Origin of the sequence: Capnocytophaga cynodegmi, from assembly GCF_002302475.1 — a bacterium.
In the GTDB taxonomy this organism is placed as follows: Bacteria; Bacteroidota; Bacteroidia; order Flavobacteriales; family Flavobacteriaceae; genus Capnocytophaga; species Capnocytophaga cynodegmi.
The window spans coordinates 472,865-495,076 of sequence record NZ_CP022378.1; the positions used below are offsets into that span (position 1 = coordinate 472,865).

Here is a 22,212-nt window from a genome sequence, read left to right on the forward strand (position 1 = left end):
TTTAAATGTTTAAATCAAAAAAGGGCAAGTCATTTATTTCCTCTTTTTCTTCAGAATTTATTTCCGTAAAAGCTAGTGCTTCAATGGCATCTACTCTTGTAGGAGAACTTCCTCCTGTCCCTATCAAAACCGTAGCTTCTCCACTTACTATAACGCCCCCGTGAGCTGTCATATCCCCCACTGTAGCAGCGGGTTTACCCTCTATTAGCACTGTAGAAACTCCCTGTACAATTACATCAGGGCCTCCTGCTGCACAAGTGCAAATTTCTCCCATTGTGGTTGCTGGTTTTCCACCTATCAACACACTACTTGCCCCTGTACTCACAGGTCCTCCTACGTGAGGTACTGTACCTGTTGTCATTGGGCAAGTGTGCATACTTCCTATTGTAGCTGCTTGTCCTGGCATTTTTTATTATCAATTAGTTAATTTTCACAATATTCGCAGTTATTTCAACTAAACTTTTGCCTGTAACTTTGGTTTGAGCTCCATTAAATTCAGCTTGTGTTTTTCCTTCAACAAAAGTAGTATCTGCTTTCAAAGTAGCTTTATTTTGAGCTTCAATGCTCAAAGCATCATTACTCTTCAAAGTCATATTTTCCTCTGATTGTAAGCCCATATTTGTTTTGCTAACCAACTCTATATCTGATTCAGTATTTACTACAAATTTTGATTTTGAGTTAATTAAAACGTCTTGCTGAGTGATTATCTCCACATTTTCTTCAGCATTTAATTTTATGTTTTTTGCTGAAAATTCCATCGTTTCTACTGATTGTACTAACAAAGATTTTTGCTTCGTATCAAAAGTAATTACACTTCCATCTCTATCCTTGATAGTGATTTTTTCGGCATCTTTCGTATCATCAAAAACGATAGTATGCCCGCTTTTGGTCGTTATACTCCTTATGTCATTTGACATCTCAACAGCATTCCCCTTATGAAACATATTGCCACTCACATAAGGACGATGTGGATCACCCTGTTCAAAACTCACCATCACTTGGTCTCCTACTTCAGGAATAAAAGCCACTCCCCTATTGGTCGATCCATCACTGAGTACTCCAGCATCCAAACTTTGCACACGAAGCCAATTCGTCCTCAAACTATTATGTTTCTGCCAGTAGAACTGTACTTGTACACGACCTTGTCCCTCAGGGTCTTCATTGCTTACCACTTCCGCTATCTCAGGATAAGCTATCGTTTGTGGACTGAACAACGAATACTCCAAACCTTGGGGAACCGCTACAAAATGATTCTCATAACTTCCTGACTTATCAACTCGATGTTCAACAGACACCACCCGATATACGCCTATCTCATTGCCCAAATCATAATGTGATGAAAAATGAACACAAATAAGTCCGCCTATTTTTACACGCGAAGTTTTCGTCTTGCCTTCTATCACGTGCATCTTACCTAAAGTAGCATTATACTGACCTTGTAACACTTCATCTAAGCCTCCTTCCGAACGATTTGACGACGGAGAAGCTAATATTCCCTTAGCCTTATACAACGCCTCTTTTCTGGAAATTAACGGGGTCAGTACCATATTACGACGCTCAGGCTCTATTACTGATTGTGAATGCATATATGTATCATTCGCAGAAAAATAATCATAATACGATTGCATAGAAGGAAGCGTTTGTACAGCTGTCTTCAAACTGATCAAATCCTCATCAAAAGTCAATTCTTCTTGTTCATTAGTAGTAGGTGTACCAAAATGTAACTCCTTACCATCATAGAAAAATAGTTCATTATAAAGAGATGACAAACGATTCAAAAAGGCAAAGACACTCTCCTTATATTGCATTGCAAAGGCGAGAGTCTCTTTAAAATTAGGATTGCAATGTGTTGAAAAATGACTCTGATAATCAGAAGTAAGTTCTCGTATAATGTCCGCAAGAGTATAATCCGTAAATGAAAACATAGAAGGCACGTCATCAAGTATACAAATCGCTCCCTTACCTTTATAACGTATGCAATTCGAATAAGAAATACTCTGAGGTCTTTCCCAAGAATCCATTTCAACTTCTGTAATAAACCCTACAAATTCATACTTTTTACTTTCGTGCTGAAAAACAATATGAATTCGTTCTCCTACAAATTCTGATAGAGAATTAGGCGATTTTTTACTAACCAAATCCTCTCTACCCAAAAAGTCCTCTGTAACTTCAAAAAAATGGCAAGAATTTAAACTCTGTCTCAAAACAAGGGAGTTAAAAACCAAAGGTTCGCCCTTGATATAGACATTCGATTTTACATCTTTCAAAAAAGAAAAATCGGACGAAAATGTGTTAACTGGGGTGCTCATAGAAATAAATTTAAATATAATTTTTTAGGAGTTTTTAAAAAAAATTAATATCATTTAAAAACGCACGAAAGATACAAAAAAAATAAATAAAATAGTTTTGAAGGTAATTTTTTATAGGTCAAACGCACGAAATTTAATATTTTTGTTTTTATGGATTTAGTGAGTTATTTTTCTGACATTGAGGATTTTCGTATGGTGAACAAATGCAATCATCTTCTTTCTGACATACTTCTCATTGGGCTTTTCACCTATTTGAGCAACGGCGAAGACTACGAAGATATGGTATTATTTGCTGAAAATCACCCTGATTTTGTGCCTGAATATTGTAAGCTTCCCAACGGAGTACCCTCGCACGATACCTTTAATCGAGTTTTTAGTTCACTGGATACTAGTGTTTTAAATAAATGCTTAATGGATTGTGGTAAAGCTATTTTGGACACACTTGGCGAAAAACAAATTTGTATTGATGGAAAGAAAATTAAAGGTGTAAATCCTAGAAGTCGTGGAAATATAGGGCTTTACATTGTAAATGCTTGGGTGAGCGAAAACGAACTTTGTATCGGACAGAAAAAAGTAGCAGATAAATCCAATGAAATAACGGCTATTCCTGAAATCATCAATAGTTTAGATATTGAAAATTCGGTAGTTAGCATTGATGCGATGGGCTGTCAGAAAGAAATAGCATCTTTAATTATGGCGAAAAAAGGGCATTATTTACTGTCCTTAAAATCGAATCAATCAGAATTATTTGAGGATGTGGTCTGCGGATTTAAAGCTAGGTCAAGTGATTGTTTTTCAGAAGAATGGGAATATTCTTCGTCTCGATTTGAAACTCGTAAATGCCGTATTTTACAGGCGAAAGATGTGTTGCTTGACGAAAATTTATCGGTTTGGGTGGGGTTGAAAACCTTGATTCAAATTGAATCTGAAAGGCATTTAGGTGCTGATATTCAGAAAGAAACGAGATGTTATATCAGCAGTGAAGAGGGCTTATCGGCGGATTATTTCAATGAATTAGTTCGTGGGCATTGGGGGATTGAGAATGAATTGCTTTGGCATTTGGATGTAACATTTCGGGAGGATTCGTGCCGAGCCAGAGCAGGATTTTTGGCTGAAAACCTATCTGCTTTACGGAAATTAGCTTTACAAATGATTAAGAATCAAAAAGATAAATTAAGCTTAAAGAAACGAAGACTCAAAGCCGCCTACAATACAGATTACTTAAAAGATATTATCCAAAATTTTTCATGCGTTTGACCTAATTTTTTATCAAAAAAATAAAACATAGACAATCTACTAAATCACATTAAAAGTTTCATTTACTACCTGAAATCAATTCAAAACTGATAAAAAATGTGTCTAATAGCGTACAATTTTAATTATTCTCATTTATGTAAACCTGTGTCATCTATAAAATCGAAATTTCTCCACCCTTAGCACATCGTATAGTTGATTTAACAGTTAAACACTTATTACTCCCCACAATAAAAACATCTGATAAAGTATCCCATTTTATAGGTTCAGGAACACAAGGTACAGACGGATTGCATTGCAAACAATTTCCAAAAGGCAAAATATTCTCCATCTTTTTGTTATCAGCTTCTGTAGCTACTAACAATCCCTCCACCTTACTAAAAGACTAACTCATTACCTTCAGAACACTGGTTACTAACGATTTAGAGCATCTAAGTATACTATTCTCGGTTAAAACTTCTTTCATAATCATCTCATTTTTTGTCAAACCAGTATTTTTGTCTTACGAATTTATCTATTTTGTCTATATCATATCCAATATCGCTAGATGTTTTGGAATCTGCTAAATATTTTGCAAAAAATTCTATGCCATATTTTTGCATATATTCTCTCTTTTTTTGATTTGAAGTTAAGTTTTTAAAAACTTCATCATACTCAGAACTAATGATTCCTCTATCCTTCTCTATAATTGTATCTTTTGAAAAACCATCAATCGGAAAAAACTTATTAACTTTCCATTTATTGTCCTTCTTTACTAAATTTGCCAAAAACACAAATATATTATGTCGATCATAATACCTACAAGTATAGTCCAAATCATCAACGGTGTAAAATACAAAGCATTTGTCTTTCGTAGGATTACATAATAAAGCATTAGGATAAACACGTATTTTTTCTTGAGAACAATCCTCATATATCATATAGAAAGGAAAATTACGTTTGAAACATAACTCTTTAAATTCTTGTGAGGTTATTGTTCCGAAAATCGCTCCATAGACTTCTGAAGAGGTAGACTCATACATTATTTTGGCAAGTCGTTCCTCTGTTTCTTTATGATAATGATGGTTATAACAATATTCAATGCTCCAAGCAGAAGCTAATATAATACCAACCATAAGTATCTTTTTCATAACTATTCTCATTTTTCATCAAACCAATAACGTTCATCAACAAAGTTATATCCCAATTCTTGTTTGGAAATTTCCCAAAGTATATTATAAAATTTCTCGACAGGAATTCTTTTTATATAATTACGTTTTTCTTCTTTTGAAAGAATCGTAAAATTCTGCATTTCCTCATTATCCGAGAATATAACTTGTTTTGGAATTTCTCCAAGTGTAACAAACGCATCATAAATATATCCATCACTCTCTATTTTTTCTATTTGCCAAATATTATCCCTTTTAAGTAATTTAGCCATATAAAACTCAATGCCTATGTATTCTGAATTATATGCTTTGCACTCCAAATCCAGAAGATCAACTTTATATATCGCTATACAAGATTTTCTACTAGCATTAAAAATAACAGTATAAAAATCAAATTTAATTACCTCTGTATCACAATATTCGTACAATTTCCTCATTACATATTTTAAATGGCTATCCTTAAATATCTTTGTCTGTATACTTTTTTTTATTTCTTGAGTTTCCTCTATATTTTGAGATTTTTCTACTATTTTAAAAAAACGCTGTTCTTGAGCATAACCTTTATACCATAAATCATATATCCCAACAACCAATAAAAGAACACCTATAAAAATATAAAACTTTTTCATAACCATTAATCTAAATTAAGTTTATCCAAATCCAATAAGTTTGTTTTCTCTACCCAATTCATAAAATCAAGATAAAGCGAGTCTTTTAAGTGTTTTTGGGAATATCTTTCCCATTCTCTGCGTTTATTTCTCCACAATTGAATAGGGGTTTCGCGCCAGTGTCCTTGTAAAGGTGTTAATGACAAGTGAATGGCAATCGCAATTTAAAAATATTATTTTTATCTTTATTAAAACATTTTAATTTTAACATTTTTGACAATTAATTTGAAATTAGTAGTAGTATCATCAATAAAAATTCAGTATTGTTAAATTATTATATCCAATTGATTATTCAATTTCAAAAACAAAAACTTTAAAGAGTTTTCAAGTCCTATGAGCAACACGATAACGAAAGCACCATCATATAATAAAAAAAAACATCCATATAGTGTATTAAAAAACACAACTTAAAATACTCTGTTTTTGGGTTTTTGTATATCTTTGCTAATGTATAGCAAAATCCTCAAGAAATACACTTTTCAATATACAAACTACACTTATAACAAACTTGTGGAGTGAAAATAATTTGAAAAACAAACAATGGGAAATTTAAAATTAAAAGGAAAAGATATATTAAAGTTAGGATATCCTAACAATCAATCGGTTAATGTAGCGTTAGAAGTGATGAAACGCAATTTTAACAATAAAAATCAGGCGTATATAAAATCTTTATTAAAAGAAATTCTGGCAAACCCGAAAGCATTTGAAAAACATCTGACCTTTGGGCAAATCGCTGAAGAATTGCTTTCTTCCAAAAAGACAGAAAAACGCCAACTCAATACACAGCGAACTGATTTCAAAATCTTTGGAGAAAACATTTCAGAGGAAGCCAAAAACCAACTTTACACAGCTTTAAAACTGCCTATTTCGGTGAGTGGAGCGTTGATGCCCGATGCTCACAGTGGTTATGGCTTGCCTATCGGGGGCGTTTTAGCGGTTGAAAATGCTGTAATTCCGTATGGCGTGGGGCTTGATATTGGTTGCCGTATGTGTTTGAGTATCTTAGATATACCTATTTCGTATCTCGATGGTGCGAAGGACAAATATGAGAAAATACTTGTAGAACACACCAAATTTGGAATGTATGAAACTCACAAATCGCACATCGACCACGAAATTTTCGACCGAGATACTTTCGACCTTATTCCAATTCTTAAAAGGCTAAAAGGTAAAGCCATCAAACAAATGGGAACTTCGGGCGGAGGCAATCATTTTGTGGAGTTTGGAGAGGTAAAAATTCTGGAGGAAGATGAACAAATTGGGCTTCCAAAAGGGACTTACTTAGGCATATTGTCACATAGTGGTTCGCGAGGTTTTGGGGCGGAAATAGCCCAATATTATGTGCGAAAAGCAATGGAACAATGCCCATTACCCAAAGAAGCTCAGCAATTTGCGTGGCTTGACCTCGACACACATCTCGGTTTGGAGTATTGGACAGCGATGAACCTCGCAGGGGATTATGCTTCGGCTTGTCACGAGGATATTCATCGGCGATTGATAAAGGCTTTGGGAGGAAGATTGAAAGCACGGATTGAAAATCATCATAATTTTGCGTGGAAAGAAACTCACAATGGCAAAGAAGTGATTGTACATCGCAAGGGGGCAACTCCCGCAGGTAAGGGAGAACTCGGTATTATTCCCGCATCAATGACCGAGAAAGGTTTTATCGTTCGCGGAAGAGGAAATTCTGATTCGCTTTGCTCAGCATCGCACGGAGCTGGTCGGGAACATTCCAGAGCAGCTTGTAAAACGCTTTTCACACAGAGCGACATCAAAAAAGAACTGAAAAACAAGAAAGTAACTCTCATCGGAGGGAATACTGAAGAAGCTCCAATGGCATACAAAAACATCAATGAGGTGATGAATGCCCAAACCGATTTGGTAGACATTTTAGGTAGCTTTCAACCGCGAATTGTGCGAATGGATAAATAATTTAGGTTAAATAGTGATAATCTTTTGAGGATTACTTGGGAGACTATCCCTCATATTTGTATGAAATTTAGAATATGATAGACTTATTAGCGTTTTGCAAATCAGGAGAATTTGAAAATATAAAATTGGGTCAGACCAAAGAATGGATTTTGGCAAATTTTACTGAACCTGACTCGATTTGGGATAATCAATACGGGCAAAGTATTTGGACTTATGGTGATATAGAATTTCATTTTGACAATGAAGAGTTAATTTTCATTTTTTCAGATAATTTTAGCAGAAAAGCACTTTCGACAGGCGAGAATTTAGAAATTAATCCTTGGATATTTGAAAAACCTAAAACTTTGAAACTTAAAAAAGTAATGGAGATTTTAAATACTGAAAATATAGATTTCATAAAGCAAACTACTTCTATAAGTATTATATTAAAACTTAAAAGTGGAGTGGAATTTACCTTTGAGAATGAAAAAGATATTCCTAATTTAAATCCCAATCAATACATTTTATCAGCATTTTGTTTAAAAATTTGATTAAAAACTCAACAAAAAACAATTCATTGTGAGTAAAATAGAAAACCATATAGAGGAAATAAAAATCTTTTGACAGAGTTTGATTTGAGTAGAAAATGATGATTGGAAGACTTTTTCAAAATCAAAAATTCGTGTTTTCTGATTTTAAAGGACAGAAAATAGAGCAATTAGTAGCTGTATATGATGATTCACATTGCAAAAATGTTATAATGGTCTACCTTAAAGTAAAAAATCATTCGTGGCATCAATTCTTTTTAGATATTGGCATCGGTTTTTGGGAAAATTGGGGAGAAAATGAAATAGAAATAGACGATAGCTTTACTTATATTGACAAAACTAACGATTTTGGAATTAAAAATAACATCATTGAGAAGATTTGGTGTGAAATTGACACAAATGACAATAGTCAAATTAACATAAAACTTACTGATGGCAAACAAATTACCTTAAAAACAATATGTAACACACATTGCGAAAACGAAGATAGATTGGAAATCAATAAATTTATCGATAATTCAGAAAATCCATAAGAAAAAAAGGGGAATACATTATTTCTTTCTAAAATATTCTAAACTTCAATACTATGACAAAAGAAAAAAATATATTCAAATTTCGTGATTGGCTTGTTAAAACTGAAAAACACTCAAATTTAGAACAAGAAATCAACTACATTCATTTTGAGAAAAACAAAACACGAACCAAATCAATTGTAATTGACTTAACCAATGACAAATATGTAGGTCGCTTTACAATGTGGGAAGACGATAGTTGTGTAACAGAACTTATTGAGATAGAAACAGAAAACAATATTTTATTTTGTAGGTTTGACTCTAGCAATTTGGAAGATTTTAAACGAAAATACAATGAATTACTACTTTTTTTTATTTAAATATTTTCAATAATTCACATAACGACTCAAATCTTCCTATATTTTTCATATCTTTGAGCCATTAATTTTTTAAATTCTGTAAACTATATGGTAAAAAAATTATTTCTTTCGCTATTTTCTTTAGTATTTTTTAATTTATATTCACAAAATGAACCCACTAACGACAGATTGGACTGGTTCAAAGACGCCAAATTAGGGATTTTCATTCATTGGGGATATTACGGAGTAAACGGAATCACAGAGTCGTGGTCGATGTATCATAAACGCATCTCTCACGCTGATTATCTAAAGCAAGGAGAACAATTTACGGCATCAAATTACAATCCTGAACAGTGGTTGGATTTATTTGACAGAATAGGTGCTAAATATGTGGTTCTGACAACAAAACATCACGATGGAGTAGCGCTGTGGGACACAAAATATAGTTCTTTAAACACCGTGAAACACGCAGCTGCCAAAAAAGATTTATTAGCTCCGTTTGTGAATGCAGTTCGTAACAAAGGAATGAAATTAGGATTTTATTATTCACTGTGCGATTGGTCACATCCTGATTATTCTCCCGTTACTTTTGAGCGTATTAAGAATACTAAAAAATTCTATCCACAAAAAGGACAGAAAAATAACTCTCCGTGGGAACGATTTGTAACTTTCAACTTCAATCAGCTAGAAGAATTAAGTGCATACAAACCTGACCTTTATTGGTTCGATGGTGATTGGGAACACAAAGCCGAAGAATGGAAATCGGCAGAAATTAAAAAAAGTTTATTGAAATGGAATCCTAAGGTAATCGTAAATTCTCGGCTAAATGAATACGGAGACTATAAAACACCAGAACAAGGAGTTCCAATTGTTCGCCCTGAAGGAGCTTGGGAATTCTGTATGACAATGAATGATAATTGGGGATATTTTCCTTCAGATACAAATTACAAACCAATTGCTCAAATCACTCGTACTTTTGTTGAAGTTATCAGTACTGGAGGAAGTTTATTACTGAATATAGGTCCAAAACCCGACGGAACTATCGCAAAAGAACAAGTAGAACGATTGGAAGCTCTCGGACAATGGATTCAAACACACAAAGAAGCTGTCTACAACACAGAAGCAGGGCTTCCTTATGGGCATTTCTACGGCCCTACGATGTTGAGCAAAGACCACAAAAAACTTTACTTATGTTTGTTCGATGCTCCAAAAAATTACATTCAGCTGAAAGGTATTCAAACAAAAATAAAGTCTATCAAAGTATTAGGTTCAGGTGAAAATCTCAATTTTGAGCGTAACGGAGGAGCCGCTTGGAATAATATCCCAGGTATTTTGAGAATTTCCGTTCCCTCAGAAAAATCACTTAATCCTTATGTTACCATTCTCGAAGTAGAACTTGAAAAGGAACTTGTTTTATACCGAGGTCACGGAAATGCCGTTGAATTAAATATGTAATTATCGGATATTTTTTAAATTTTCAATTGTTTTCTTCGGATTATCGGAATTGAAAACAAAACTTCCAGCAACTAAAGCATCTGCCCCTGACTCAATGAGTTTTGGGGCATTTTTATCGCTCACACCACCATCAACTTCAATAAGTGCGTTGGATTTAGCTTTTAAAATAAGTTCTTTCGTTTGGTCAATTTTTTTATATGTATTTTCAATAAATGACTGTCCTCCAAAACCTGGATTTACACTCATAATAAGTACTAAATCAACATCTTGGATAATATCCTCTAAAACAGATACAGGCGTATGCGGATTAAGTGCTACACCTGCCTTCATTCCTTCACTTTTAATAGCTTGAATGGTTCTGTGTAAGTGCGTACAAGCTTCGTAATGAACGGTAAGTATGTCGCTTCCTAATTTTTTAAAAGTAGAAATGTATCTATCTGGATCGATAATCATCAAATGTACATCTAAAGTTTTTTTTGCGTGTTTACTGATGGCATCAAGTACAGGCATTCCGTAAGAAATATTCGGAACAAACACGCCGTCCATAATATCTATATGAAACCAATCGGCTTGGCTTTCATTAACCATTTCTACATCACGTTGCAGATTTCCAAAATCTGCCGCCAAAATTGAAGGTGCTAAAATCATTTCCGCTTTATATTTATTTTTAGTTATAAACGAAAAACACAAACTCTTAACCTTTTTAAATTCAGATTAAAAGTTTGTATTTTTTTACACGATATTATTTATTGACTGATTACAAATACGTTTTCAAAATCTTACTTCGAGAAGTATGTTTCAATCGTCGGATTGCTTTTTCTTTAATTTGACGCACACGTTCGCGAGTGAGTTCAAAAGTTTCTCCGATTTCTTCAAGTGTCATTGCGTGTTGATCTCCCAAACCAAAGTACAAACGAATTACATCGGCTTCACGAGGTGTAAGTGTTTCCAATGCTCGTTCTATTTCAGTACGTAAGGAATCTAAAATCAACTCTTTATCAGGATTTGGCGATTCACTACTACGTAAAACATCATACAGATTTGAATCCTCACCTTCCACTAAAGGAGCGTCCATTGAAATATGACGACCTGCATTTTTCATTGATTCTTTTACATCGTTTACCGACATATCCAATTCCTTAGCAATTTCCTCAGCAGAAGGAACTCGCTCGTGAGCCTGTTCCAAATAGGCGTACATTTTATTAATTTTGTTAATCGAACCGATTTTATTAAGCGGCAAACGAACAATCCGAGACTGCTCTGCCAACGCCTGTAAAATAGATTGACGAATCCACCAAACAGCATACGAAATGAATTTGAACCCTCGTGTTTCATCAAAACGTTGAGCTGCTTTTATAAGTCCAAGATTCCCCTCATTAATCAAATCAGGAAGTGTAAGACCTTGATTTTGATATTGTTTTGCCACCGACACCACAAAACGCAAATTCGCTTTTGTCAGTTTTTCCAGAGCGATGTTATCCCCAGCCTTAATGCGTTGTGCTAATTCTACTTCCTCATCAGCTGTAATTAAATCCACCTTTCCTATCTCCTGAAGGTATTTATCAAGAGAAGCCGTTTCACGATTGGTTACCTGTTTGGTAATTTTTAGTTGTCTCATTTAAAAATTATCCTTATTTTTGTGTTTTCTAAAAAGTATTTTGTAATAATTACACTTCATTATACGTTTTGTGTAGAAGAAAAGTTACAAAAAGAAGAAACTTTAACATTACTTTAACTAATGAAGTATTCATTCATTATTCCTGTATACAATCGCCCTGATGAAATTGATGAGCTTTTAAGTAGTATATCAAAGCAAACATACCAAAATGATTTTGAGGTAGTTATCATTGAAGATGGTTCTTCAATTTCTTCGAAAGAAATTTGTAAAAAGTATTCGAACATATTAGATATAAACTACATCTTCAAGGAAAATACAGGACCTGGAGCGTCACGCAATTATGGAATGCAACGAGCAAGAAATGATTATTTTATAATTCTGGACTCAGATTGTTTATTACCAGAACATTATCTTGAATCGGTAGATGATTTTCTCCAAAAAAATTATGTTGATTGTTTTGGTGGCTCGGATACTGCTGATGATAATTTCACCGATATTCAAAAGGCTATAAATTATGTAATGACCTCATTGTTAACAACTGGAGGCATTCGAGGAAGCAACAAAAGTGTACAAAAATTTGAACCTCGTAGTTTTAATATGGGACTTTCCAGAAAAGCTTTTGAAGCTACAAAGGGATTTGGAAAAATACATCCTGGAGAAGACCCTGATTTGGTTATAAGACTTTGGAAATTAGGTTTTAAAACAGCATTTATTGAAGAGGCTTTCGTTTACCACAAACGCAGAATTTCTTGGACAAAATTTAAAACACAAGTTAGTAAATTCGGACAGACACGTGCCATTCTAAATCATTGGTATCCAGAAACAAAAAAAATAACCTATTGGCTACCTCTTTGTTTTTCTTTAGGGCTAATTTTTTCTATTTTATTCACTTTCTTTGGATATCCAAAAGGACTTTTTGTTTATGGTTCTTATTTTATTTTTTTGATGTTAGATAGTGCCAGAGCAAATAAGAGCATTAAAATTGGGTTTTTATCAGTTTGGGCTATTTTGGTACAATTCTTTAGCTATGGTTTTGGATTTTTATTTGCTTCTGTAAAACTTTATTTTTCTTCTAAAAAGCCTGAAATATTATTTCCACATTTATTTTTTCGGTAACAATTTACGTTTTCATAAAAACATTAGATATTCTTTTTCAAAAAAATAAAAACGATTGATTCACATCAATCGTTTTTTAAAATAATAAAAAAGAAAACTTAAAAATAAAAATTATGAAAAAAACTTTGTTATTTACTTATTTTGATAAATATTCTGTAATTCCTAACTTCTCCAACTTTGAATAAATTTCCTGCAACTGACTCGCTGTTAGTGTCACGTGAGGATATCTCGCACAACCACAATCTATTCCTAACAAACGCATAAAACTTTTTCCTCCTCCATTAAATCCGCCATAAGAAGCCACTATATTAACAAATTCTATTGCTTTTTGTTGTAAATCAGCAGCAAATTCGTTATTACCTTTCTCAAAATTTTCTTTAATTGTCAGATAAAGTTTTGCTAAATGATTGTAAGTACTACCAACCCAACCTGTTGCACCTAATGGCAAACTTGGTAAAAAAGCCTCATCAACACCAAAAAGAACATTAAATTCTTGATTACCATAAAATCTTGATTGGGTAAAATGAATCATATTATTTTGCGTGAACTTTAAACCTGCAAAAGTAGGAATCTCTTCCTTAGCTCTTTGCATAAATTGAGTCATATCAAAACTTGCCCCTGTCAAGTCAGGAATATGGTAATAGTAAAAAGGTATGCTTGGAGCTGCCTCAGCAATAGCTTTGCAATACTCTATTAATTTTTCAAGATTAGGTTTAAAATAAAAAGGTGCTAACGTGGAGATTGCATCAACCTTATCTGCAGAATGTTTTGCTAATTCAACAGCGTAATTCAAATTGATGTCCCCTACGTGGTTGGTAATGAAAAAGTCTGGAGATTTCTGCTCTGCCCACGCCTCAATAATCTCCTTTCTTTCCTCTACTGAAAGTGAAGCAAAATCACCTGTAGAGCCATTAGCAAAAATACCCTTAACACCATTTCTTTTTAAGAAATCGGCATATTGAGGAACTATTTTTGTAGATACACTCCCTTTTGAATCCATTGGAGCGTAGGTTGCAGCTATTAAACTTTTCATTTACTGTATTATGTATTACATAGTGCAAAATTACATCTTTTTTTAAAAGTACCAAAAAATATTTCAGTATTTTTAATATAATTTTCACTTCAATGTTAAAGAAATTTACAAAAGAGTTTTCACTTTTTATAATGATTTGTGATTACATTACGAACCGATACAAAACCTATCTCATCTAAATTAATTTGATTTACAGAAATCCATTTTAAAGCTTGTATCTCATCTTCTGCATTTACCTTTAACTGAGTATCTTCAAGGAAACATTCAAAAAAAATATCCATTGTACGATAAGGAACATTTTTGTACAAATAGTTGTTTGGATAAGTTGTAACATAGCTTAATTGTGAAGGTTGTATATCTAATCCCATTTCTTCCTTAACTTCACGACAAGCGGCTTGTTCTGCATTTTCATTAGGGTCAATGAATCCTCCGGGCAAATCCAACTTTCCTTTATCAGGCTCCACATTCCGAATTGTGAAGAGAATTTTATCCTGATTCCTAAACACAACAACAACCGCAGCAGCAATATTATGATAGTAAACAAACCCACAATCGTGGCACAAAAAGCGTACATCATTAGGAAATTCAACATTTGTTGAAGTACAATTAGGACAATGTTCAAAAATCATTTTTTCTATTTTTCTATAATATTTTTATTGACAAACAAAAAAGGGAAAGAGATTTCCCTTTTCATTATTTCTATCTGTATAATGTAAAATTACCATAGAACTTGCGATTATCTTTTGCTTTATTAAGCTCTAAAATATACCAATAATCACCCGATGGCATATGTTTACCTTCATAAGTTCCGTCCCAAGATTCGATAGGTGTTAATATCGTCATTTTCCTACCATTTCTATCAAAGATATACGTTCTTGATTTTGGATAATTTTCAAGATTTTTTGGTTTCCATCTATCATTTATTCCGTCGCCATCTGGAGTAAAGAAATTTAGCATTACAATATCATAGAAAATCTTTCTTATTGTAAGACTGTAAGTACAACCCAAAGCATCTGTTACCTCAACTGAAATTTCTTTGCCAACTTCGTTTGTTACTGGATCGATGTATTGCGGGTCACTTTCTTTTACAATATAAACAGGATTGTTTCCTTGATTTTGATTATTAAATGAATATTGATACGGAGCAACCCCTCCTTCTGCTTTTACTTCAATCGTATTCAAACCATTATTGGTAACTTCTGTTGCTGTTAATGCCTTGATTTCTTCTATGGTTAAAGTCAGAACTGAACTTGCGCATTTTCCTAATTGCTGACCATCAGAATGTGATTTTACGTATTCAATAGTTAAGGTTTGAGTTGCTACTGTTCTGTCGTAATTATCTATAAAACCATAATTTCCTTCAACTCTTGAAAATGTGCCTCTAACTCCATTTAGAATATAGAATGTGTGATTTATATCCACAGGACTTGCAAACCTTACTGCAATCGGGTCATAAATTCCATTAGAATTACACATTTTATCTTGATAAGCCTCTTTTGGCTGAATATCAGGAAATTCTTCAATAGTAAATTCACTTGTAACTACCGAGCAACCAGTAGCATCAGTTACTTTAGCATAATAAGTCCCTGATTTTAAAATCGCATCTGTTGTAATTGCCACTTCTGGAGCCAACGCTGGATTTGAAGGGTTAGGTGTTACATACGAAACAGGAGTAACCCTACTATTAGACTCTTTTGTGTAAACATCAATCGAATAAGGTTGTGTTCCTCCTTTGGCTTTGATATTCACATAGCCATCAGATTGTCCATAGCAAACAATTCTGTCTGAAACCGTTACATCTATTTTAGTTTCTATTAAAGTAGGTTGTGTTATTGTAGTATTTGTAACCACTTTACACCCCATATTATCCACAATCGTCACCACATAACTTCCTGCTTTTAAACTCTCAAAAACATTTGAATCCTGTATTACCTTAGTATTTACACCATCTTCCAACTCATAAGTAAACACATTTGAGCCAGATCCTCCACTCACATTTGTAACGACAATCTTACCATCGTTCTGCCCGTTACAACTCACATTCGTTGTTGTTACACTAGCAACTACCGCTTCTGGAGCCTTTAACTCAACTGTTTGCGTTCCCGTATAAGTAGAACAACCCCATCCATCTGTTAGAGTAATTGCATACACCCCTGCCGATACTCCTTTAAATGTAACAATTTTATCCTGAATCGTCTGGGTTACATTTTCTGTACCTGAAGATAACGTCACTTCGTAAGGAGCTTTACCTCCACTTAAGACCTCAACAGTGATATCCCCTTTATTGGTTTCACAACTTACCTGAGGAGTTACTGGAGTTGCTTTAATAACAATTTCAGAATCTGCTTGTGGTATTGTAAATAAAGTACTTACAGAACAACCATTCGCCATTGAAATTGCTTCAATGCGATAATCACCGGCAAACAAGTTCGAAATCTCTAAAGAAGAGTCTCCTAAAGGAACGGTTCCTGTTATTACCTGATTTGTTACCTGATGTGTAATTGTATAAGTAAACCCTTCAGTTGATTTATCTCCTCCGATAGTTGGCTTCTTATCCAAGAAAGTAAGCGTTATTCGACCATCATTTCCTTGATAACAAGAAGGTTGTCTTTCATTTGATTTATTAATTTCAAATTTATTTGCTAAATCAACAACCACATATGTGCCTTTAACACTACAATTTGTAGCCAAATTTTCAACTGTTATTTCATACTCACCTGTTGGTAATAAACTTGTAAATGTATGATTTACGGAATTTGTAGTCGTTGTTGATGAGTAGGTTTCGCTTATCGTAAAATTATCGCTCAATCTTTTTGCTGTAAAACGAAGCTCTGTTCCTGAGATGTGGTTCGGGTTAGCTGTAACATTCACCGAAATCTGTTCGTTTGCCAAACAAGTTATGGGTTTAGCAGGAGTTACTACAACGTTTGACAGATTGAACACAGGATTGATTGTTACTTCATTCGTGTTTTCTGAACAACCTGCAGAATCTCGCACTTCTACATAAAAAGTTCCTCCATTAACATCTGTAATAGAAATAGTTGGCTGATTATTTCCTCCAATAGAAGTACCCGTTGCTTTATTGAAAAATTCCCAAGTATATGGAGCGATTCCTCCACTTATTTGATTTATATCAAAGGAAATTACCGCTTCCAAGTTGGAATTCAAAGCACACGATAATTGCGTAACACTCAACGCATTATTTGCGAAAATAGGAGGATTTGCCTTAACAATCTCTTGTATTTGACGTTTACATCCGTTACTTCCTGTTAGTTCAATTGTGTATTCAATTCCTGCGATTGTCCCTGATAAATTCGTGAATTTCGCTGTATTTGAAGAAGATGACGTTGGTGCAATTGCCATAGGAGTTATTGTCCCTGTTGTCAAATCCTTCATCTGAATTATTTTAAAATCAATTGGTTCTAAATCAGCCGATATTGAGACTAACTCAATGCTTCCTTCTGCTCGTTTGTGGCAAGATTCAGGAGTTACTTTCGTCTGTTGTATGTCTATTTCTGGAAGTTTAGCAGCCTCCACAATAACAGAATTACTTACTATTGACGTTGAGCAAGAAGTCATTTGTGAATCCTTAACTCGGAATTCGTACTCTCCAACTGCCGAAACATCTACCACCACAGAAGTTGATGTATTTGAAGGAATTGTTATTGTTGATGAAGAAATTGGTGTATATACATTATTCGCTCTATCTATCACTTGTACAAGCTCATAAGTATAAATTCCTGTTCCTCCTGAAATCTCGTCTAAAGTAATTTGAGCCACTGGATTTGAACAAGAAAGACCTCTTGTTACACTTGCAGTTCCCAATTTCACTGGCGGATTTACAACAAATGTATGTGTATCTCCACAATTATTTTCATCAGCAACAGTTATGGTATAAGTTCCTGAAGATAATTCTGGAATGGTAAATGGTGTTGTATTTATTTGTACAGGAGTTGCTCCATTAAGCACATAGTGATGACCCAATGTAGGTTCTCCAAAAGTTATACTAACATTTACATTATTTTTTCCATTTGACAAGTTGCATACATCTACCTCAATATTGCCTATTGATGGCTGAAGTGCCTGAGTAATGGTAAACGTTCTTTGTGTATACTCCTTAATACAACCACTACTATCCAATACGTATACCTTATAGGTCCCTATTGGTAAGTCTAAAATATTATCTCCAAAGTTTGTTACAACATCTGTTGAACTTGGTGTAGTAAAATCGGCACTAGTAGGAAAAGGGTCTGTACTTATTCGAGCCATATAACGATACGGAGCCAACCCTTCTATCGTTGTGTCTACACGCAATTGCCCTTTATCTACACAATTCACTTTGTCTCTTACTATCGTTATATCTCTAATTTCCACAGGAGCTTTAAAATCAAATACTTCAAAGCTGGTTACCATTTTTGTTCCACAAAGGATAGATTTCTCAACCTTGTATGTGTCAGACACATTAGGTGTGTATGTCCTGTTAGTTTCTCCTACAAGCATTGAATTTCCTCTAAACCACTGATAACCTGTAAATCCTGCTTCTGCTTCAAGAATGGTTGCTCCACAAGAAATTTTTGTCTGTTTATTTTCTGAGGTATCAATTTCAATAGTTGAAGAAATCGTTTTTGTGTCGTTTCGTGAACAAGTTACTCCTCCACCCTCATAATTTATTGTAGAAGTAAGTTGAAGGACATTCATACAAGGTTTTCCTGCTTCTATCTGTCCTCCAGAAAGTTGCAACGGAATTCTAATCTTACCTCCTGATGTTGGGTAGTTTGGAATTGTAAAAGTATATGACTTATTGGCTGAATTATACAAACGTGTTGTTCCTGTTCCAGCCTCCGAAATATCAACAGAATGTGCCGTTGATGGTTCTACATTGGAATTAGTGGGCAATTGTATAGTTAATTCCGCCTTTGATATATTCTCTTGTCCTATATTTTGATAACTTACCTCATAATAAAACAGTTGGTCAGTCGTTAATGTGGTCAATTCATTTATACCTCCATCAGTGTATCTATCTGTTAAAGAAGATTCTAATTTAGGTTCCTCAATTGTGATAACCAATGTTCTTGAGGTTGTGTTTCCCAATGCATCTGTAAAAGTATAAACAACAGAATGCACTCCTGCTCTTAATTCCAGTGGTTGTGTATGCGTTGATGATACCGTTACTGTGTTAGGACAAATATCTGTATAAGTAGGTTCCTGCCAAACAATATTACTTACTGAACACAATCCTGCTGGTATGGTATGAGTCTGATTATCTGGAAATGTAGTAACTTGAGGTGCATCTCTATCATCTATTATTGTAACTGTTGTTGTTTGTACACTTCCTGAATTTGAACTACAACCAAAGTGATTTTTAAGTTTTACTGAAACCTCATAAGTTGTTTGGGTGTGTACAGTCTCTGTAAATATCTTTTGTCCAGCTCCTAATGGTCCTTCTTTTACCCCTGTGTTAGGATTAATTCGAAACCACTCAATATCAAACAAAGCAGGAGAAACATTTACTTCCATAGTAGCTACATCTGCTGGACAAATATTTTGAGAAGAATTAACTCCAAGTTGGAATACAGCATCAGAATTAACCTCTACCAGTTGTGTTACATAATCAAAACAACTATTTTTAATTCTTACACTATACTTTCCATTGTCCAAATTTTGAAAAGAATGTGTTTTCGTTGTTGATGGAAGCGTTTCTGTGACAATAGTTTGAGTTGTACCCATTTCTTCTTTGTACAAAGTATAAGTAATATCTTCATCAGCTAAATCACTAAGAGACAAATCAATGAGAACCATTCCTGAGCCACTCGTAGTTCCACAAGAAATACTTGACACATAGGGTTGAAAACTACGTGGCTCAATTTCAATATTAGGAGAATAACCTCTTGCTTCCTGAAGTATATACGGATTATCTGAAGTTCTAAGTCCTGTTAATGGATAATTTGCAAACGGAGGCAACAAAGTCCACATAAATTCTAAAGGTGAAGGACTGGCTGTTACCGTAGTATAATAATAATTTAATGTAACTAACCTATATATTCCCGCTGTTACATTGGAAAACTCGCCTTCAGGACTAAAATTTCTCACATCTATTGTATCCCAATTACCCGATGCATTTCTACGTTGAAGGTGTACGTGTATCCAATCTCGATTTGTAGCTACTTTTCCTAAAGTATATATAATTTCATTCGTGTCACATTTTTTTACAACTTGGTATGAAGGAGCGTTATTACCAGACCCAAACGACATTACATCAGTAAATCTAATTGACCTTGTTGCAGAATCACAAGCATCTTCCAACTTGAAAATGTATTCTCCTGAAGGGAAATCTCCGAATCCTACAAATTCAACTCCATTGGGGTTAATAGTACCTGGAATTAATGGTATTTCTATCGGAAAATTAATCGTTTTATTAGTAGATTGCTCAAAGAATAATGATGTTGAAAAAGACACAGAAGATTGTCCGTCAGCACGTGTAATGGTTAATTTTGCTCTGCTTCCCGTCCCTGGATTTGTAGGGTGTTCATAATAAAAATCAGTAGGAATAGGCATTCTAAAAGATACTGTACCATCATAGATTCCTCTATTTTTTTGAATGCTATTAAAAGCTTTATCAAAACGATTGGTTGAAAGATAATTTACATTACGAATAATCTGCTCCTGAACAGGACAGCCCGAACCAGAAACAACACGAACACGATAATTTCCTGATCCGTGTGGAGTCACGTCTACCACGTCGTAATCAGGTTCTGTATGAGTAACTAAAGAATAAGTCCCTGAAGGTGTTTCTTTCTCAACTTCATATCTAAATTTCCCAGAAAGCCAGTTTTGCCTTGTGTATGCATTTGCCCATTGGTATCCTGTTATTGGAAAGGTTCCTCCTGATAACAAATCAGTAAAATATTTCGTTCCTGAATTACTAAATGATGTTTTAATTCTTAAGTAAGGATCACAGGATCCAGTCTCAGAAGATGAATTAGATAAAGAAAACCCTCTCTGTGGAGTAACGTCTAATTTAAATTGTCGTTGCAAAACTGTTCCGAAGCCGTCATCAATAGTAATTAACAGCTCATCTCCCGCCAAATAAACTGGAAGTGTTCTATATCCCCAGCCATTGAAGCCTCTGGGTGGATTTGTAGTATAATAGTTAAGATTATCAACATTTCCAATTCTGGTAGGATCGGATGAATTTATGACCTCTATTTTAGCCCTTCCCGTTTCTCTAAAATAACGTAATATTTCATTACTATAACAGCCTTGTCCATCACTGTGAACAGTTTTTCCATCAGCTCTTCGTATATTTATACCAAAACTATATTTACAATCATCTTCTACACGTAAGGCTATCTGTCCCCAAACAATGTCATATGACCCTGGCATATATATCGCGGAAGGAGTAGTTATCTCAACCCTTTTGATATCCTCTTCACAATTTCTGATATTGCTTGGAACAACGTTCTTTACCACCAAAAACACTTTCATACTTGAAGGTATCTTATCTGTGGCAGATTCTTTTGTTAGTGTGTAAGAAAAATTAGCTGATGCATCAGGACGTGTTACATTCCTAATTGGCACCAATACACTTCCATTTTCATCTTCCAGACTTACCTGAAAATCGGTTCCTACACCAGTTCCTCCAACAATAGTAAACCTAATTGTTCCATCTTCTTGAGAAAAAGCTGGAGAAGTTGTACTTGTTCTGGACATCGTTGCCCCACAAAGCTCCAAATTACTAATATTCAATTTAGTATAAGTTCCTGAAACACTGATTTTTTTGGGAGAAGAAGATACTCCCGATGGGTCGTGTACCAATACAGAATACTCTCCTGAAGCCAGATTATCAAATGTAACTATCTCTCCTAAAGCCACATTATGTTTTAATCCTCCTATTGCACCACTTGGTAACTTCAGCTCTATTGTAAGTGATGCAGTACAACCAGCACTTGCCGAAGGCAGTTCTACTGAAACTTGTCCGTTTGACAGACAGACAGATTCTACAGAAGTTACTTTAAAAGCGTTAATATCATAACATTGTCCCACAACTGATTGAGACACAACAAAAAAAAGTAATATCAGAAATATTCTCCTCATCATATATAAAAAACTAAGGTTAAAAAAGAGACATAAAGATTAATTAAACCACTATAAATCAATCAAATAATTTTTCTCTATATATCTTCTAACCTTCAATTAGGTTCACTCTGCAAAATTATTTCTTTTTTCGTACGTAGGAAAAAAAATAACATTTTTAAATATCAACAAGAAAAAAAAGAGTATC

The 22,212-nt window shown here is 34.2% G+C and carries 17 protein-coding genes; 7 read left to right on the forward strand and 10 right to left on the reverse strand.

Annotated features, from left to right (window positions below; all coding sequences use genetic code 11):
• Position 1: 1 nt before the first annotated feature.
• Together CGC48_RS02290 and CGC48_RS02295 are read right to left on the reverse strand one after the other, a co-directional pair.
• Positions 2–406 carry a PAAR domain-containing protein gene (locus CGC48_RS02290; protein ID WP_098028310.1) on the reverse strand — a complete coding sequence of 135 codons (405 nt, stop codon included), beginning with the start codon at positions 404–406 and terminating at the stop codon, positions 2–4.
• 13 nt (positions 407–419) lie between these two features.
• Positions 420–2,309 carry a phage baseplate assembly protein V gene (locus tag CGC48_RS02295; RefSeq protein ID WP_098028311.1) on the reverse strand — a complete coding sequence of 630 codons (1,890 nt, stop codon included), beginning with the start codon at positions 2,307–2,309 and terminating at the stop codon, positions 420–422.
• 150 nt (positions 2,310–2,459) lie between these two features.
• Between CGC48_RS02295 and CGC48_RS02300 the strand changes: the two genes are divergently transcribed.
• Positions 2,460–3,566 carry an ISAs1 family transposase gene (locus tag CGC48_RS02300; protein WP_098028312.1) on the forward strand — a complete coding sequence of 369 codons (1,107 nt, stop codon included), beginning with the start codon at positions 2,460–2,462 and terminating at the stop codon, positions 3,564–3,566.
• Between the two features lie 151 nt (positions 3,567–3,717).
• Here the strand turns inward: CGC48_RS02300 and CGC48_RS02305 are convergent, their stop codons facing one another.
• The 3 genes from CGC48_RS02305 to CGC48_RS02315 form a co-directional block, all read right to left on the reverse strand.
• Positions 3,718–3,936, reverse strand: a complete 219-nt coding sequence (locus CGC48_RS02305; protein ID WP_098028313.1) for a PAAR-like protein — start codon at positions 3,934–3,936, stop codon at positions 3,718–3,720.
• 100 nt (positions 3,937–4,036) lie between these two features.
• Positions 4,037–4,693, reverse strand: coding sequence for a hypothetical protein (locus tag CGC48_RS02310; RefSeq protein ID WP_157909854.1), 657 nt, complete (start codon positions 4,691–4,693; stop codon positions 4,037–4,039).
• 8 nt (positions 4,694–4,701) lie between these two features.
• Positions 4,702–5,340 (reverse strand): hypothetical protein, encoded by a 639-nt coding sequence (locus tag CGC48_RS02315; RefSeq protein WP_157909855.1) that lies wholly within the window; start codon positions 5,338–5,340, stop codon positions 4,702–4,704.
• Positions 5,341–5,919: 579 nt separating this feature from the next.
• Between CGC48_RS02315 and CGC48_RS02325 the strand changes: the two genes are divergently transcribed.
• The 5 genes from CGC48_RS02325 to CGC48_RS02345 all read left to right on the forward strand — a co-directional run bounded on the left by CGC48_RS02325 (position 5,920) and on the right by CGC48_RS02345 (position 10,164).
• The gene (locus CGC48_RS02325) at positions 5,920–7,311 is read left to right on the forward strand and encodes an RtcB family protein (RefSeq protein WP_098028317.1); all 1,392 of its coding nucleotides are present in this window, start codon (positions 5,920–5,922) and stop codon (positions 7,309–7,311) included.
• Between the two features lie 74 nt (positions 7,312–7,385).
• Positions 7,386–7,841, forward strand: a complete 456-nt coding sequence (locus CGC48_RS02330; protein WP_098028318.1) for a hypothetical protein — start codon at positions 7,386–7,388, stop codon at positions 7,839–7,841.
• 95 nt (positions 7,842–7,936) lie between these two features.
• Positions 7,937–8,371 (forward strand): hypothetical protein, encoded by a 435-nt coding sequence (locus CGC48_RS02335; protein WP_157909856.1) that lies wholly within the window; start codon positions 7,937–7,939, stop codon positions 8,369–8,371.
• Between the two features lie 53 nt (positions 8,372–8,424).
• Positions 8,425–8,730, forward strand: coding sequence for an immunity protein TriTu family protein (locus CGC48_RS02340; protein ID WP_098028320.1), 306 nt, complete (start codon positions 8,425–8,427; stop codon positions 8,728–8,730).
• A gap of 87 nt (positions 8,731–8,817) precedes the next feature.
• Positions 8,818–10,164, forward strand: a complete 1,347-nt coding sequence (locus CGC48_RS02345; protein WP_098028321.1) for an alpha-L-fucosidase — start codon at positions 8,818–8,820, stop codon at positions 10,162–10,164.
• Here the strand turns inward: CGC48_RS02345 and rpe are convergent, their stop codons facing one another.
• Both rpe and CGC48_RS02355 read right to left on the reverse strand, forming a co-directional pair.
• Positions 10,165–10,812: a ribulose-phosphate 3-epimerase gene (rpe, locus tag CGC48_RS02350; RefSeq protein ID WP_098028322.1), complete on the reverse strand. Its 648-nt coding sequence runs from the start codon at positions 10,810–10,812 to the stop codon at positions 10,165–10,167. It abuts the gene before it with no gap.
• Between the two features lie 109 nt (positions 10,813–10,921).
• On the reverse strand, positions 10,922–11,782 hold the full coding sequence (locus tag CGC48_RS02355) for a sigma-70 family RNA polymerase sigma factor (protein WP_018279989.1): 861 nt from the start codon (positions 11,780–11,782) through the stop codon (positions 10,922–10,924).
• Positions 11,783–11,902: 120 nt separating this feature from the next.
• On the opposite strand from CGC48_RS02355, the gene CGC48_RS02360 reads away from it, so the two are divergent.
• The gene (locus CGC48_RS02360; RefSeq protein WP_098028323.1) at positions 11,903–12,898 is read left to right on the forward strand and encodes a glycosyltransferase; all 996 of its coding nucleotides are present in this window, start codon (positions 11,903–11,905) and stop codon (positions 12,896–12,898) included.
• 136 nt (positions 12,899–13,034) lie between these two features.
• On the opposite strand, the gene CGC48_RS02365 is transcribed toward CGC48_RS02360, so the two are convergent.
• From CGC48_RS02365 to CGC48_RS02375, 3 genes are all read right to left on the reverse strand, one after another.
• Positions 13,035–13,931, reverse strand: a complete 897-nt coding sequence (locus tag CGC48_RS02365) for a dihydrodipicolinate synthase family protein (protein ID WP_098028324.1) — start codon at positions 13,929–13,931, stop codon at positions 13,035–13,037.
• 119 nt (positions 13,932–14,050) lie between these two features.
• On the reverse strand, positions 14,051–14,560 hold the full coding sequence (locus CGC48_RS02370; RefSeq protein WP_098028325.1) for an NUDIX hydrolase: 510 nt from the start codon (positions 14,558–14,560) through the stop codon (positions 14,051–14,053).
• 70 nt (positions 14,561–14,630) lie between these two features.
• On the reverse strand, positions 14,631–22,028 hold the full coding sequence (locus tag CGC48_RS02375) for a T9SS type B sorting domain-containing protein (RefSeq protein ID WP_098028326.1): 7,398 nt from the start codon (positions 22,026–22,028) through the stop codon (positions 14,631–14,633).
• Between the last annotated feature and the right edge of the window lie 184 nt (positions 22,029–22,212).

Coding starts and splice junctions, on each gene's coding strand:
- CGC48_RS02340 (WP_098028320.1), top strand. CDS start 8,425: ATGACAAAAGAAAAAAATATATTCAAATTTCGTGATTGGCTTGTTAAA.
- CGC48_RS02325 (WP_098028317.1), top strand. CDS start 5,920: ATGGGAAATTTAAAATTAAAAGGAAAAGATATATTAAAGTTAGGATAT.
- CGC48_RS02290 (WP_098028310.1), bottom strand. CDS start 406: ATGCCAGGACAAGCAGCTACAATAGGAAGTATGCACACTTGCCCAATG.
- CGC48_RS02360 (WP_098028323.1), top strand. CDS start 11,903: ATGAAGTATTCATTCATTATTCCTGTATACAATCGCCCTGATGAAATT.
- CGC48_RS02370 (WP_098028325.1), bottom strand. CDS start 14,560: ATGATTTTTGAACATTGTCCTAATTGTACTTCAACAAATGTTGAATTT.
- CGC48_RS02300 (WP_098028312.1), top strand. CDS start 2,460: ATGGATTTAGTGAGTTATTTTTCTGACATTGAGGATTTTCGTATGGTG.
- CGC48_RS02315 (WP_157909855.1), bottom strand. CDS start 5,340: ATGAAAAAGTTTTATATTTTTATAGGTGTTCTTTTATTGGTTGTTGGG.
- CGC48_RS02335 (WP_157909856.1), top strand. CDS start 7,937: ATGATGATTGGAAGACTTTTTCAAAATCAAAAATTCGTGTTTTCTGAT.
- CGC48_RS02295 (WP_098028311.1), bottom strand. CDS start 2,309: ATGAGCACCCCAGTTAACACATTTTCGTCCGATTTTTCTTTTTTGAAA.
- CGC48_RS02375 (WP_098028326.1), bottom strand. CDS start 22,028: ATGATGAGGAGAATATTTCTGATATTACTTTTTTTTGTTGTGTCTCAA.
- CGC48_RS02330 (WP_098028318.1), top strand. CDS start 7,386: ATGATAGACTTATTAGCGTTTTGCAAATCAGGAGAATTTGAAAATATA.
- CGC48_RS02355 (WP_018279989.1), bottom strand. CDS start 11,782: ATGAGACAACTAAAAATTACCAAACAGGTAACCAATCGTGAAACGGCT.
- rpe (WP_098028322.1), bottom strand. CDS start 10,812: ATGATTTTAGCACCTTCAATTTTGGCGGCAGATTTTGGAAATCTGCAA.
- CGC48_RS02310 (WP_157909854.1), bottom strand. CDS start 4,693: ATGAAAAAGATACTTATGGTTGGTATTATATTAGCTTCTGCTTGGAGC.
- CGC48_RS02345 (WP_098028321.1), top strand. CDS start 8,818: ATGGTAAAAAAATTATTTCTTTCGCTATTTTCTTTAGTATTTTTTAAT.
- CGC48_RS02365 (WP_098028324.1), bottom strand. CDS start 13,931: ATGAAAAGTTTAATAGCTGCAACCTACGCTCCAATGGATTCAAAAGGG.